The organism is Methanoculleus sp. DTU007 (genome assembly GCF_001512385.1).
Taxonomy (GTDB): Archaea; Halobacteriota; Methanomicrobia; order Methanomicrobiales; family Methanoculleaceae; genus Methanoculleus; species Methanoculleus thermophilus.
In genome coordinates, this window is sequence record NZ_LFRO01000078.1 from 1 (window position 1) to 14421 (window position 14421).

Sequence of the window (14421 nt, forward strand, 5' to 3'; positions counted from 1 at the left end):
TACCGGTCCGAGATCGATGAACTCGGCACCTCCTTCTCCGGTATCAACCTCGTCGAGGTGGCGCTCAGCTGGAACCTCGCCAAGGAGTATCAGAGCATCCTGGAGCTCGTGCCGGGGGACCTGAAGCATTTCACTGCCAGCTATCTGCGCCGCTGGGACATCCAGAACGTTGTCACCATCCTGCGCGGCAAGATGCAGGGGATGGCGCCGGGCAAGATCAAGGAGGTCCTGGTCCCGGCCGGCAGGCTGGACAAAGTCGCTCTCGACCGCCTTCTCGCTGAGGATTCACCGGAACGGGTTGTCGAGGCGCTCAGGGGCGAGCGGTTCTACCCGGTTCTTGAGAAGGAGCTTCCCCGCGCGATGGAGACCGGATCGTTCGCCCACCTGGAGAACGAGCTCTACAAGGGCTACTACGCACGGCTCATCGCCGACGCGAAGGAGGGCGTCAAGGGCGGGAATATATTCCTGAAGTATATCGAGCTCGAGATTGACACCCGGAACATCCAGAACCTCTTCCGCCTCCGGGCCGGGCATGTCCTTGAGGATGTGCGGGAACTGATGATCCCCGGCGGCTCGTTCTCGGTGGATGAACTGCAGCGGCTCTCAACGATTGAGGACCGAGAAGAGTTCATCGACGCTTTAAAGAGGCAGGTCTGGATGGTCCCGCTCTTAAACACGCTTGAGGAGATTCGGGGCAAGGAGGCAATTCACGAGGTCGAGGTTGCGCTGACCCGCGTCCAGCTCGAGCAGATGGAGCGGATGTCGAAGCGCTATCCGTTCTCGATTCTTCCGATCCTGGTCTACCTTGAGGAGAAGAAGCATGAAGTCGCGAACCTTCGTGCCCTTGCCCGGGGCAAGGAGGCTGGCCTTCCCGGTGAACGATTGCAGGGATACCTGGTGATGTAGAATGGAGATCGCAGTTGTCGGTACCGACGAATTTATCCTCGGTTTCAGGCTCGCGGGTGTCAGAAAGACCTATGTGGCTGAGACCGACGAACGGCTGATCGAACACATCAACCGGGTTTTAGAGGACAAGGACGTCGGCATTCTCGTGCTGAAGGGCAGTGACATGGAGCGGATCCCCCTGCGACTTCGCACCACTCTCGAGAACTCCGTTAAGCCGACGGTGATTGCCATCGGTGGAGAAGAGGGCGGCCTGTCAATGAGAGAGAGAATCAAGAGATCGGTGGGTGTTGATCTGTGGAAGTAATGAAGAAGAATACTGAGAAGAGGACTCAAGGAGTCCTAAAACGGATTTCAGGGCCGGTCGTCACTGCTGTCGGTCTCGACGCACACATGTACGACGTGGTGAAGGTCGGCAATGAAGAGCTGATGGGGGAGGTCATCAAGATCCAGGGTGAGAACGTCATCATCCAGGTCTACGAAGATACCGACGGCATTAGGCCCGGTGAGCCGGTGGTAAATACCGGTCTCCCACTTGCAGTGGAGCTCGGGCCCGGTCTGTTGACCAGTATCTACGACGGGATCCAGCGGCCGCTCGAGGTGCTCATGGACAAGATGGGCAGTTTCATCAAGCGCGGCGTATCGGCTCCCGGCCTCTCCCACGAGAAGAAGTGGGAGTTTGTACCCACAGTGAAAGCGGGCGACGTCGTCGGCCCCGGAGATATCCTCGGCACGGTCCAGGAGACGAACATCGTTCATAAGATCATGGTCCCCCCAAACCTGAAGGGCGGCAAGATCAAGAAGATCTCGGGTGGCAGTTTCACGATCGACGAGACCATCTGCGTCCTTGAAGACGGCACCGAGATCACGATGCTCCAGCGCTGGCCGGTTCGTGTGCCTCGTCCGGTGAAGGAGAAGTTGAACCCGGATGTCCCGCTGATCACCGGTCAGCGGATCCTGGATGGTCTCTTCCCCATCGCGAAGGGCGGAACGGCGGCCATCCCCGGACCATTCGGGAGCGGTAAGACGGTCACCCAGCAGCAGCTCGCAAAGTGGTCCGATGCAGAGATCGTCGTTTATATCGGTTGCGGCGAGCGCGGCAACGAGATGACCGAGGTTCTGACGGAGTTCCCGGAGCTCGAGGACCCGAAGACCGGCAGGCCGCTGATGGAGCGGACGGTGCTGATCGCAAACACCTCGAACATGCCGGTCGCGGCCCGTGAAGCGTCCGTATACACCGGTATCACGATTGCCGAGTACTTCCGTGACATGGGCTACGACGTCTCGCTGATGGCCGACTCCACCTCGCGGTGGGCTGAGGCGATGCGTGAGATCTCGAGCCGTCTTGAGGAGATGCCCGGTGAGGAAGGGTATCCTGCATACCTCTCGGCACGCCTCTCGGAGTTCTATGAGCGTGCGGGTCGCGCCATCTCCTTGAACGGAGCATCCGGTTCCGTATCGGTCATTGGTGCGGTATCGCCGCCCGGTGGTGACTTCTCCGAGCCGGTCACCCAGAACACCCTGCGTATCGTCAAGGTCTTCTGGGCACTGGATGCGAAGCTCTCCCAGCGCCGGCACTTCCCCGCCATCAACTGGCTGAACTCCTACTCGCTCTACCTCGACTCGCTTGGCGAGTGGTACGACAAAGAGGTCTCGCCCGAGTGGAACACGCTCCGGTCGTGGGCGATGGGTGTCCTCCAGAAGGAGGCTGAACTCCAGGAGATTGTCCAGCTGGTCGGTTCCGACGCTCTCCCTGACGAGGAGCAGATCACCATCGAGGTGGCGAGGATGATCCGTGAGATCTTCCTGCAGCAGAACGCTTACGACGCGGTGGACACGTTCTGCCCGATGTCCAAGCAGTACGACATGATGAAGGCGATCAAGCACTACGCCGACCTCGCGCGGACTGCCCAGGCAGGCGGAGCGACTCCGCAGCAGATCGTCGGCGCAAGAAGCAAGAACGAGCTTCCGCAGATCAAGTTCATCAAGGACTATGAGCCGGTGCTCGAGAAGATCTTGAAAGACATGGATGCTGAATTCGAAGCGATGAGGGCGGCGTGACCATGAAGGAATACAGAACGGTTGCACAGATTGCCGGCCCCCTGGTCTTCGTTGAGAAGACCGAGCCGGTGGGTTACAACGAACTCGTCAACATCGTGACCGCGGACGGCACAATCAAGCGCGGCCAGGTGCTGGACACGAGCGACGAGATCGTGGTTGTCCAGGTCTTCGAGAGCACAGCAGGTATCGGTAGAGACTCTGGAATTCGCTTCCTTGGCGAGACGATCAAGATGCCGGTGGGCAGAGACATGCTCGGGCGTATCCTCTCCGGCGGCGGCAAGCCGATCGACGGCGGCCCGGAGATCGTGCCTGAAAAGCGGCTCGATATCACCGGTGCGGCCATCAACCCCTACGCTCGGGCCTCGCCTGCGGATTTCATCCAGACAGGTATCTCGACGATCGACGGGACGAACACTCTCGTCCGTGGTCAGAAACTCCCGATCTTCTCGGCATCTGGTCTGCCCCACAACGATGTGGCACTCCAGATCGCACGGCAGGCGAAGGTGCCCGGCTCGACGGAAGAGTTCGCCGTGGTCTTTGCGGCCATGGGTATCACCCGGGAAGAGGCCAACTACTTCATGGCCGACTTCGAGAAGACCGGCGCTCTCGAGCGTTCGGTCGTCTTCTTAAACCTCGCCGACGACCCGGCCGTCGAGCGGACGATCACGCCGCGTCTCGCACTCACGACCGCTGAGTACCTGGCGTTCGACCTCGGCTACCACGTGCTCGTCATCCTGACGGATATGACCAACTACTGCGAGGCGCTCCGTCAGATCGGCGCGGCCCGTGAAGAAGTGCCCGGTCGGCGTGGCTACCCGGGATACATGTACACGGACCTTGCAAGCATCTACGAGCGTGCTGGTATCATCAAGGGTCTCAAGGGCTCGGTGACGCAGATCCCGATCCTGACGATGCCCGGTGACGATATCACCCACCCGATCCCGGATCTCACCGGTTACATCACCGAAGGCCAGATCGTGGTCAACCGTGAGCTGCACCGGAAGGGTATCTACCCGCCGATCAACGTGCTGCCGTCTCTCTCCCGTCTGATGAACCTCGGTATCGGGAAGGGGCACACCCGCGAGGACCACAAGAAGGTCTCCGACCAGCTCTACGCGGCGTATGCAGAGGGTAACGATCTCCGGGGCCTTGTCGCCATCGTCGGGAAAGACGCGCTCTCGGAGCGCGACCGGATGTTCCTTGAGTTCGCGGACCTCTTTGAGGACCGGTTCGTCAGGCAGGGCCTCTACGAAGACCGGTCGATCGAGGAGACGCTCGACCTCGGCTGGGAACTCCTTGCGACGCTGCCCGAAGAACAGCTCGTGCGTATCGACCGCGAGTTGATCCAGAAGTATCACCCGAAGTACCGGAAGAAGGCACAGGGGTAAGGTTCCATGGCGCTGCGAGATATCAAGCCGACCCGGTCTGAGCTGATCAACGTCAAGCGGCGGATCAAGCTCTCGGAGCGCGGCTATAACATCTTAAAGATGAAGCGCGATGGGCTGATCCTGGAGTTCTTCAAGGTGCTGCAGCAGGCGAAAGACAGCCGCGGCACACTGATGAAACGCTATGAGCGTGCAATGGAGATGATTGCCCTCGCCGAGACGGTCGAGGGCGCTATCGGGGTCAAGGCCGCCGCCTTTTCGACGGCCGATGTCCCCGCCATCTCTTTAAAGAGCAAGAACATCATGGGCGTCGTCGTCCCTGAGATCCAGGCGTCATCGGTGCGAAAGAGCGTGCTCGATCGCGGCTACGGAATGCTCGGCACCTCTTCCGTCATTGACGAGACCGCAGAGGCGTTTGAGGACCTGCTCGAGGCCATCATCGAGGCTGCTGAGATCGAGACGACCATGAAGCGGCTCCTCGACGAGATCGAGAGCACCAAGCGGCGCGTGAATGCGCTCGAGTTTAAGGTGATCCCCGAGCTCAACGAGGCCAAGAACTTCATCAAGATGCGACTTGATGAGATGGAACGTGAGGAGCTCTTCCGCCTGAAAAAGATTAAGGCACGGAGTGCCTGATCAGGGTAGGGGTGATACCCGGTGGAGATCGGTACGCTTGAAGACGCTGGGAATCTGACGGGGACGGTGATGTTGCGGGTTGACTTCAACTCGCCCATCGATCCCTCGTCAAACCAGATCCTGGACGATAAGCGGTTCCGGGAGCACCTGCCGACGGTGCGGGCACTTGAGGATGCGCGGCTTGTCATCCTCACCCACCAGAGCAGGCCCGGCAAGAAGGACTACACGACGCTCGAGGCGCATGCGGCGAGACTGGAGCGGCTGCTCGGCCGCCCGGTGACGTACGTCGAGGATATCTTCGGGCGTTGTGCTCGGGAGGCCATCAGGGACGCAAAGCGCGGGGACGTCCTGATGCTCGAGAACCTCCGGTTTGCTGCCGAGGAGAACCTGACGTTAAAACCTGAAGAGGCGAAGAAGACCCTCCTCGTCCGGAGGCTGGCGTCGATGGCGGATATGTACGTCAACGATGCCTTCGGCACGGCGCACCGGTCTCAACCTTCGATTGTGGGGCTCCCTCTTGCGCTCCCATCGGTGGCCGGTCTCCTGATGGAGAAGGAGGTCACAAACCTCTCTCGGGTCTTTACCGATGCCCCGCGTCCAATCACCTTCGTCCTCGGTGGAACCAAGGTGGATGACTCGATCGCGGTCGCAAAGAATGTCCTCGAGAGGGGGACGGCCGATAAGGTGATCGTGGTCGGCGTAGTCGCAAATGTCTTCCTGCTTGCGGCGGGTTATGACATCGGACAGCCGTCGGCCCAGCTGATCGATCAACTCGGCTACCGGGGCGAAGTTGATAAGGCAAAAGCCCTGCTTGACTCCTACCGGGATCGATTCTCTTTGCCGCACTCGGTCGCCGTCCGAAAGGATGGTGAGCGGGTGGAATATCCGGTGGATGGGATTCCCAGGGATGCTCAGGTTCTCGATATCGGCACTGAATCGATCGCCCTCCTCTCGCAGGAGATCACCAGTTCCGGAACGGTCGTTGTCAACGGCCCGGCCGGTCTCTTTGAGGAGGAGCAGTTTGCCATCGGCACCTTCGAACTCTTGAAGGCCGCTTCCACTGTTGAGTTTTCGGTAGCCGGCGGCGGGCACTCCGGTGTGGCCATCGAACGGCTCGGTATCGAGGATCAGTTCACCCACATCTCCACCGGTGGAGGCGCAGCAATTGAGTTCCTGACCGGGAAGAAGATGCCTGCGATTGAGGCGCTGGAGATGTCGAAAAAGATCTTCGGATGATGGATGCGGCACCCTCGCCGCGCCTCTCCCCGTTTTTCCGAAAATACCATATGGTCGGCAGCGTGTAGTTTTCACGTTTTTGCGCATCGCCTCTTCTTGACTCTCTACGTTCCTCTCCGCAAGGCCGCTATAACTGCTTGGCAATCACGGGACCTGGCGATTTTAAAAAAGTGAGGTGGGGTCAAGCCTCATGATATGAGGTGGGGAGCCACACCCCGGGTGCATGGTCTGGGTAATCTCTCTTGTGGTCGCTGAATACTGGTGAAGGGGGCCGTCAATCCGGCTTTCCCCGGACCGGTGTACTGGTGGTGGGTTGTGGTAGATGTGGTGATTGCTGATTGTGAGTGCTTGACTGATGATCGCTGGGTGTGGTCTTACCCCGATTCAGTATCTATAATGCCTATTATATATTTATTTTCACTAAATATATCTGCATATATATCTAATTATATGCTAGATGGCGTCTGGATAAACCTCTTTAGGGCCAATAGACTGTGCATTCCGGGGATAATCTGGGCAGTATCCTCTTAAGCCCAATTGCATCCATTGCGGATCATTCGCGGAGGAGGGCTACCCGCGAGCCAACCGGAATGCCGATATCCGTCGCGATCACATCGCACTTGACCGACATCAGGTAGGCCACGGGCGGGAGATCGCGCTCGAGAGAGAGCGACTCGTAGTTTGCCATCCCCTTCGCTATGATGAGCGTCGCGCGATCCAGAGCATCGAGGAGGTCCGGCGGCGCGAGGTCCCGGTTGAGGCCCAGCTCGGCGATGCCGTCGGTGGTGGGGGTGAGCAGGTCCACGCAGCGGTCGATCCCGAAGGTCATTGCATCCTCAATCGTTGCATCATTCAAGATCGGCGCGCCCCGGACAGCAAATGTGACGTGCGATCCCCTCCTCTTGAGATAGTCTGCAAGGAGCGCGTCAAAGGCGATCTCCCCGCAGTTGTCGGCCAGGTAGACTACGCGGGAGGTGAGGGGTTCTATTGCATCGGTATCATCAACGGTCAGCCCGGCCGCAAACTCCCGACGGAAGAACTCAACAAAGTTATCAGTGACGGTGTGAGCCTGTGAACCATAGTCCAGCGTGTTCCCGATGACCGATGCGAGCACAAGATCATGAAATGTCGTAAGATCGTCGCGCACCGCCCGGGAGACTGCCTGTGCGTCCTCATTGTTGGCTCTTTTCAGGGCTCGGTAGGGATCAGCGTCGCCAAGCATCTGATAGGCAAGGCGGTGCACCCGGCTCGCGATGACGGGCGCGGGCACCGGGTCGGCAGCGATGCGCTGGAGTAGGTCCCGGCATGCTCGGACGATCTTCTGGATGCGCTCTGGATTGTCGGTGCAGAGCCTGCTCTCATACTCGACACGGGAGAGCAGACACCCTATGCAATCCGAATGAAACCTCATGTTGCAGAATGGTTTGATCTGTTGATCGAAAAAATGGTGTAATGGGGCCACTGCGATTTGAACGCAGGTCAGAAGACCCCCAGTCTCCTAGGATGGCCAGGCTACCCTATGGCCCCTCCCTTATACTATGTGCACGAATCACACATATATCTTCGCTTTGGGATAGGGGACGGAGGGCTTCATCCACGTATTCTCTTGTACTGTTCAACACTCCGTGTCAGTTGTTCCAGTTCGCTGCCGGTGATCTCCATCCTGCCTCTCAGTTCACTGACCTCGTTTAAGAGCTGCTGGATGCGCACGTACATCACATACATATTGAACAGCAGGCAGATGATGATCACTGAGAGCAGAACGATCATAATTGCGTTGATGTCGGCCATCATCGTCCTCTCCTGAATTATGTTCGAGCAAGTCGTTCGATAAACCCTTACTGAACCTTCTTTGGTTCTTCTTCAACAGGGAGACCTGCAAGTTCCCCTGCAACTCTTTGGAACGCTTTCGATGATCCGGATCCTGGATACTTCACGGCAATGGGCGTCCTTACGGTTGCTGCCTTTTGCACGCTTCATCCTCAAGCCGCCGGGGTCTGCGTTCTGGAACCCCTGAAGTGAGAGTCCGCTCGACACGATCTCTGGGCCATATGGCCCTTGTGTATCGGATCCTGAGTTGCAGCCTCTCCTGCCAGAACCTCATGGAGGGTGATCGAGGTCTCTTCGAGTCCCAACACCAATCCCGGCTGGCTATATCTGTATCGATGAGACACGCCTCTCTGCCATATCGAGCCAGTACTGCTCCTAGATTTGTGGGAACAGTCGTTCTCCCGGCTCCCCCTCTCCCGGAAGCGATGGTGCAGGCCCTGATCATCTGAAGCTGTCTCAAGGATAGATCGTAGTGCTTTAATTTAAAGTTATTTATTTTGTTTCTCTTATCCATAAGCGCTAATTGGATTTTTACGTGGTATCATTCATAATGCTGGGCATTCCGACGAATCTCTTTCGGGAGAGACGCATCATGGGCGGCTGCCTGGGCTGTCCCTCAGGAGATGCCCTGGCTTTATATGCATTGGGTGACTCCTATCCCGGCGACCGTAGGTGTGATAGGATCATGCAGGGCATGGAGGGAGGCGCTCCTGTGCAATCCATCCCATACCACCATCTGCAGAGCGAATCGAGTATTAATAACAACTAAAACCACGATATGGGTCAGCCCCGGGCGGTAAAAATTCGATATTCATATAAGACACTATGCAGATACCTGCATGAAGACATCCTGGAGTTAATTATATGAGTCGTCATTCCTCCATGGAAGAGAGAGCTCAGAGATACACCGATGAGATCCGATCCGTCATTGGTGTCGTCGCATGCGCCCTTGTATCCTGCGAGGGTATAGTTATGAGCAAGTACTTCCGGGAAGACGGCGTCTCATCGCCTCTCTTCGCAGCAATGAGCGCGACGGTTCTTGCATCGGCCGAGGGGGCTTGCAACAGTCTTCATGTGCAGTCACCGTCCATGGTCACCATCACTGCACCCGACACAACAATTCTCATCATGAGTGCGGGAGAGGATGCTCTTATAACAGTGGTCATAGACAAGTCTGCCGATCTCCCAACCGTGCAGGAGCGGTTGAGAGAGATTGCAATCAGGATCGGAGAGGAGGTGTGATGTATACAATACTGATCGTCGATGATAGTCCCATGATCGTCGACGTCTTTGTCACCATGCTGGAACGTGGCGGATATCAGCCAATCACCGCCTTTAGCGGGATGGAGTGTCTGGAGATTCTGAAGACAACGACGCCAGATCTTGTTCTTCTCGACATTATGATGGAGCCGATGGATGGATGGGAGACACTTGAGAAGATCAAGGCAGATCCAGCGACGCGCGAGATCCCTGTTCTGATGCTGACTGCAAAGCCCCTCACGCCGGAGGAGGCCAATACGTATGGTGCCTATATCGAGGACTACATCCTCAAGCCCACCACGCACCACCAGCTCTATGAAGCAATAGAGCATGTGCTGGCGCGGCAACACTCTATTGCTGCCGACATCGCGAGAGCGCGCGAAGCCGGTGTGGACCAGCGGATCATCGACGAGTATGAACGTCTCTCAAAGAGCGTCGATATCAACAAACGCCTCTTAAAGATCTTGGAGACGACCTACAGCATAAAAGATGTCCAGGCCGGGATGGGCGAGAATATTACAAGGGCCATTAAGAGTATGGCAATGAGCATCAAACTCCAGGAAGAGCGCCTGAATCAGGTTAGGGATCAGTTTGCAGAGGTTTTTGAAGCGCGTTGATCAACTCCGTTCCAACTTCCCCCTGAATGATGCCCGGCGCACCTCCTCTGGACTTTCCGTTCTCTCCTAGTAACTATCGGCTCTCTCCTGTCTTCCTATATAGACAATAGCGATTGTCAAGACGAGGATTGCTACAAGCGTCATCCCGAAATCAAGGGGTTCGACATGCTCGACGCCGAAGGTCAATACCCGCCGCACCATTGCTGTGAGGCCTGCGATCAGGATCGGCGTCACCTGGACTCTGTTGGTCCTGAAGTACGACGTCACCGTCTCCAGAATCTCTACAATGATGATGGTCAGGAGGAGTGCGTGCAGAACCCGAAGAACGCCCTGCGTCAGGTCTTCCGCATGAATGAGCGCGGCTACCTGCAGGGCAACGTCATAGAATGAGACGAGTGCGAGCAGGGAGAGCGAGACCGCAATGAGCAGATATACAATCTGTGTGAGGCCGGATATGAGCGATATGGCTGTATCTGTATTCTTTTTGGCTGGGCTCATGCGGACACCTGAAATAGGTGAGGTATATTATGAAAAGAGGCATGTTGTAAGCATTAAGCATTCCGAAGTGTCCGTACGGTCTGACTGATTGAAAGATTTATATCGTTGGAGTGCGAATTATATGATACGTCCAAAAGCAAAGTATTTATACTATTCTCGCATTGTAATAATGCTGGATGGCAGTACAAGCGGGGCCTATAGCTCAGTTAGGTAGAGCGCCTGGCTTTTAACCAGGTGGTCGGGGGTTCAAATCCCCTTGGGCCCGTTGCCATGGGCGATGTCTATGGGTTTTAGCAAGGTGATCAATCTGATACACAACTCTTTCATCAGTGAGGTGTAGGTGATGGGCACTCCACTTGATGTACTCAAACACGAGATGGTTCCTGACCATCAGATTATGAGCGAAGAAGAGGTCGCGGACCTTCTTGCGACATACAATATCACTCTGGAACAACTACCAAAAATCTACCATGACGATCCTGCAGTCAAGGCTATTGGGGGCGAAGTCGGGAATGTAGTCCGGATCATTCGCGACAGCCGTACGGCGGGCAGAGCTGAGGCATACCGCCTCGTTGTGAAGAGACCGAAGAAATAACTCGAAGGTCGGAGCTGATCCATCTGTTAGACAGAAGTGTTTTGTCGAGAGCATACTTTTCGCGAGAGCACGTAGCACGTCACCAGTTAGATTCTTACAATAACTTCCTCCTGCACAACCTCCAGAAAGTCGTCGATGAGCAGCGCATCATCGAGACGGACATTGAGACCCGTAGTAAAGGCAAAGAGGCCGTTTGGGTTGAATTGGGCAAGATCGAGGTGCTGAAACCCCGGGTCCGCGAGGCAGACGGGTCGCAGTCCGAGCTCTTCCCCAGTGAAGCGCGCCTCCGTAACCTCACGTATGCAGCGCCGATCCAGCTTGAGATGACGCTTGTCCAGGGTGAAGAAGCACAGGAGCCGGTCATCACCACCATCGGGCAGCTGCCGGTGATGGTGAGATCGGCTGCCTGCAACCTCTACAACATGGGTGATGCCGAGCGGGTTGAGCATGGCGAGGATCCTCTCGATCCCGGTGGCTACTTCATTGTCAACGGCACTGAGCGGGTGCTGATGACCCTTGAAGATCTTGCCTCAAACAAGATCATGACCGAGTTCACCGAGCGCTACAATGAGCGCATTTATGTGGCAAAGGTCTTCTCACAGTTCCGGGGCTATCGGGCGCTCGTTATCGTTGAGCGGAACAGAAAGAACCTGCTTGAAGTTTCGTTCCCCTCGGTCGCGGGACATCTTCGTTTCGTCGACCTGATGCGTGCGCTGGGGCTCCAGGGCGACCACGACATCGTGGAGGCGGTCTCGACCGACGAAGAGATTCTCACCTACATGATGCAGAACCTGGAAGAGAGCGAATGCGACACGGTCGAAGAGGGTGTCATGTACGTCGGGAAGAAACTCGCGCCCAACCAGACCCGCGACTATCAGCGAAAGCGTGCGGAGTTCGTCCTTGATAACTACCTCCTGCCGCACTTAAACTACCTGATGCCGGTGAACCTGAAGGAGGGCGATCCCGGGTATCAGTCGGCAGTTGAGAGTGTCCGGCTCGCAAAGGCGCACTTCCTCGGCCGTATGGCTGAAGCCTGCTTTGACCTGGTGCTTGACCGGCGCCGGATCGACGACAAGGACCACTACTCGAACAAGAGGCTGAAACTCGCCGGAGACCTGATGGAGAACCTCTTCCGGATCTCGCTCAACCGTTTGACGCGGGATATCAAGTATCAACTCGAGCGGGCCAGCATGCGCCACCGGGACCTCTCAATCGCTACCGCAGTGCGTGCGGATGTCCTGACCGAGCGGCTGCTCCACCCGCTTGCTACCGGAAACTGGGTCGGCGGGCGTACCGGTGTCTCACAGCTCCTGGATCGTGTCGACCATATGGCGGTGCTCTCACACCTTCGGCGTGTGATCTCCCCGCTCTCTCGCTCGCAGCCCCATTTCGAGGCGCGTGATCTGCACCCAACCCAGTGGGGCCGGATCTGTCCGAGTGAGACTCCTGAGGGTCCGAACTGTGGACTGGTGAAGAACTTCGCCCAGATGGTCGAGATCAGCAAGGGCGTCATCGACGAAGAGGAAGTGAAGAATATTCTGTATGACATGGGTGTCATCGCCCTCCGGAGGGAGACAGCATGAGGCAGTCACGGGTCTTTGTCGACGGTGCCCTGATCGGGCTTGTGGATGACCCCCAGGATCTGGTTAATCGTATACGCGAGATGCGCCGGCGCGGTGAGATCTCAAACGAGATCAACATCTCCTACAAAGCATTCAACAACGATGTCATCGTTCACACCGACCGCGGAAGGGCGCGCCGCCCCCTGATTGTGGTCAAGGACGGCGTCCCGCAGGTGAGTGCAGAGGATATCGAACGCGTCAGGAACGGCGAGTTGACGTTTGACGACCTGGTGCGGAAGGGTGCGATCGAGTTCATCGATGCCGAAGAGGAAGAAGACCTCTTCATAGCCATCAACGAGGAGGAGATTACCCCCGAGCACACGCATCTTGAGATCGACCCTTCGCTCATCCTGGGCATCTGTGCGGCACATGTTCCGTTCCCGGAGCATAACGCCAGTCCCCGTGTCACCATGGGTGCCGGGATGATCAAGCAGGCGCTCGGGTTTGGCGCATCGAACATGAAGCTCCGACCCGATACCAGGGGTCACATGCTTCACTACGTCCAAAAGCCGCTCACCTATACTCAGCCCTCCGATGTGATCGGCTCCGACGATCGGCCTGCAGGCCAGAACTTCGTTGTTGCCATCATCTCGTATGAAGGGTTCAACATTGAAGATGCTCTGATCATCAACAAAGCCTCGATCGATCGCGGTCTTGGGCGCTCACACTTCTTCCGGACCTATGAAGGCGAAGAGCGGCGCTATCCCGGCGGCCAGGTGGACCGGATCGAGATCCCGGACGAGGAGGTCTCCGGGGCGCACGGTGCCGAGTACTACGCGAACCTGGACGTTGACGGCATCATCAACCCCGAGACCATCGTCCGCGAGAAGGACGTGCTGATCGGGAAGACTTCCCCGCCGCGTTTCCTTGAGGAGCCTACAAGCGAGCTCATTGCCGTTGAGAAGCGGCGCGATACGTCGGTCACGATGCGGAGCAACGAGCACGGCATTGTGGATACGGTCATCATCACCGAGGGCGAGAACTCCTCGCGCCTCGTGAAGGTCCGGACCCGTGACCTCCGGGTTCCGGAGGTCGGAGACAAGTTCGCGTCCCGGCATGGGCAGAAGGGTGTTATTGGACTCATCCAGCCTGCAGAGGATATGCCGTTCACCGAGTCGGGCATGACCCCCGATCTCATCATCAACCCGCATGCAGTTCCGAGCCGTATGACCATCGGGCATATGCTCGAGATGCTGGCCGGTAAAGTCGGATCCCTTGAGGGGCGCAGGATCGATGCGACTGCGTTCCGCGGCGAGCGTGAGACGGAGCTCCGAAACTCGCTCAAAAAACTTGGATTTGCGCACAATGGCCGTGAGGTCATGTATGATGGCGTCACCGGCCGTCAGTTTGAGGCCGACATCTACGTAGGTGTCATCTACTACCAGAAACTCTACCACATGGTCTCGAGCAAGATGCATGCGCGGTCTCGCGGCCCGGTGCAGGTGCTCACCCGCCAGCCGACCGAAGGGCGTGCTCGCGAGGGAGGTCTCCGGTTCGGTGAGATGGAGCGGGACGTGATGATCGGCCACGGTGCGGCCATGGCTTTGAAAGAGCGCCTGCTCGACGAGTCGGACAAGGTGACTCAGTGGGTCTGCGCGAAGTGTGGTATGATAGCGATGCTTGACCGGAAGAGAAAGGTAACGCGGTGCCTTGCTTGCGGCAGCGAGACTGACATTTACCCTGTCGAGATGAGTTATGCCTTCAAGCTCCTCCTGGACGAGATGAAGAGCATGGGCATCGCTCCCCGCTTAAGACTCGACGATATGGTGTAAGAGAGG

15 protein-coding genes and 2 tRNA genes are annotated in these 14421 nt (G+C 57.2%); 12 read left to right on the top strand and 5 right to left on the bottom strand.

What is annotated here, in order from left to right; all coding sequences use genetic code 11:
• The 6 genes from ACI94_RS08640 to ACI94_RS08665 all read left to right on the top strand — a co-directional run.
• On the top strand, nt 1-906 hold a 906-nt coding region (locus tag ACI94_RS08640; protein ID WP_286681314.1), incomplete at its 5' end, for a V-type ATP synthase subunit C.
• Nucleotide 907: 1 nt separating this feature from the next.
• Nucleotides 908-1210 (top strand): V-type ATP synthase subunit F, encoded by a 303-nt coding sequence (locus tag ACI94_RS08645; protein ID WP_066958711.1) that lies wholly within the window; start codon nt 908-910, stop codon nt 1208-1210.
• Nucleotides 1210-2964 carry an ATP synthase subunit A gene (locus ACI94_RS08650; RefSeq protein WP_066958709.1) on the top strand — a complete coding sequence of 585 codons (1755 nt, stop codon included), beginning with the start codon at nt 1210-1212 and terminating at the stop codon, nt 2962-2964. The genes ACI94_RS08645 and ACI94_RS08650 overlap by 1 nt, the downstream gene beginning before the upstream one ends.
• Before the next feature lie 2 nt (nt 2965-2966).
• Complete coding sequence (locus ACI94_RS08655; protein ID WP_066958707.1) at nt 2967-4352, top strand: ATP synthase subunit B; 1386 nt, start codon at nt 2967-2969, stop codon at nt 4350-4352.
• Nucleotides 4353-4358: 6 nt separating this feature from the next.
• Entirely contained in the window at nt 4359-4985 is a 627-nt protein-coding gene (locus tag ACI94_RS08660; RefSeq protein ID WP_066958705.1) for a V-type ATP synthase subunit D, read from the top strand.
• A 21-nt stretch (nt 4986-5006) separates the two neighbouring features.
• Nucleotides 5007-6221 (top strand): phosphoglycerate kinase, encoded by a 1215-nt coding sequence (locus tag ACI94_RS08665; protein WP_066958703.1) that lies wholly within the window; start codon nt 5007-5009, stop codon nt 6219-6221.
• 553 nt (nt 6222-6774) lie between these two features.
• Here ACI94_RS08665 and ACI94_RS08670 read toward each other — a convergent pair.
• The 4 genes from ACI94_RS08670 to ACI94_RS08685 form a co-directional block, all read right to left on the bottom strand.
• Complete coding sequence (locus tag ACI94_RS08670) at nt 6775-7632, bottom strand: DUF89 domain-containing protein (protein WP_066958701.1); 858 nt, start codon at nt 7630-7632, stop codon at nt 6775-6777.
• Between the two features lie 42 nt (nt 7633-7674).
• A tRNA-Pro gene (locus ACI94_RS08675) sits at nt 7675-7748 on the bottom strand.
• Nucleotides 7749-7811: 63 nt separating this feature from the next.
• On the bottom strand, nt 7812-8015 hold the full coding sequence (locus ACI94_RS08680; RefSeq protein WP_286681315.1) for a hypothetical protein: 204 nt from the start codon (nt 8013-8015) through the stop codon (nt 7812-7814).
• A 157-nt stretch (nt 8016-8172) separates the two neighbouring features.
• On the bottom strand, nt 8173-8565 hold the full coding sequence (locus ACI94_RS08685) for a P-loop NTPase (protein ID WP_318010078.1): 393 nt from the start codon (nt 8563-8565) through the stop codon (nt 8173-8175).
• A gap of 368 nt (nt 8566-8933) precedes the next feature.
• Between ACI94_RS08685 and ACI94_RS08690 the strand changes: the two genes are divergently transcribed.
• Together ACI94_RS08690 and ACI94_RS08695 are read left to right on the top strand one after the other, a co-directional pair.
• On the top strand, nt 8934-9293 hold the full coding sequence (locus ACI94_RS08690; protein ID WP_224732823.1) for a roadblock/LC7 domain-containing protein: 360 nt from the start codon (nt 8934-8936) through the stop codon (nt 9291-9293).
• Nucleotides 9293-9928: a response regulator gene (locus tag ACI94_RS08695; RefSeq protein ID WP_066958696.1), complete on the top strand. Its 636-nt coding sequence runs from the start codon at nt 9293-9295 to the stop codon at nt 9926-9928. The genes ACI94_RS08690 and ACI94_RS08695 overlap by 1 nt, the downstream gene beginning before the upstream one ends.
• Nucleotides 9929-9994: 66 nt before the next feature.
• On the opposite strand, the gene ACI94_RS08700 is transcribed toward ACI94_RS08695, so the two are convergent.
• Complete coding sequence (locus ACI94_RS08700) at nt 9995-10426, bottom strand: phosphate-starvation-inducible PsiE family protein (RefSeq protein ID WP_066958694.1); 432 nt, start codon at nt 10424-10426, stop codon at nt 9995-9997.
• Between the two features lie 191 nt (nt 10427-10617).
• Here ACI94_RS08700 and ACI94_RS08705 point away from each other — a divergent pair.
• The 4 genes from ACI94_RS08705 (at nt 10618) to rpoB (ending at nt 14415) form a co-directional block, all read left to right on the top strand.
• A tRNA-Lys gene (locus ACI94_RS08705) sits at nt 10618-10691 on the top strand.
• Nucleotides 10692-10769: 78 nt separating this feature from the next.
• Nucleotides 10770-11021, top strand: coding sequence for a DNA-directed RNA polymerase subunit H (locus tag ACI94_RS08710; protein WP_066958693.1), 252 nt, complete (start codon nt 10770-10772; stop codon nt 11019-11021).
• 41 nt (nt 11022-11062) lie between these two features.
• Entirely contained in the window at nt 11063-12604 is a 1542-nt protein-coding gene (locus ACI94_RS08715) for a DNA-directed RNA polymerase subunit B'' (protein WP_286681316.1), read from the top strand.
• Entirely contained in the window at nt 12601-14415 is a 1815-nt protein-coding gene (gene rpoB / locus ACI94_RS08720) for a DNA-directed RNA polymerase subunit B (protein ID WP_286681317.1), read from the top strand. The genes ACI94_RS08715 and rpoB overlap by 4 nt, the downstream gene beginning before the upstream one ends.
• The last annotated feature ends 6 nt before the right edge of the window (nt 14416-14421 follow it).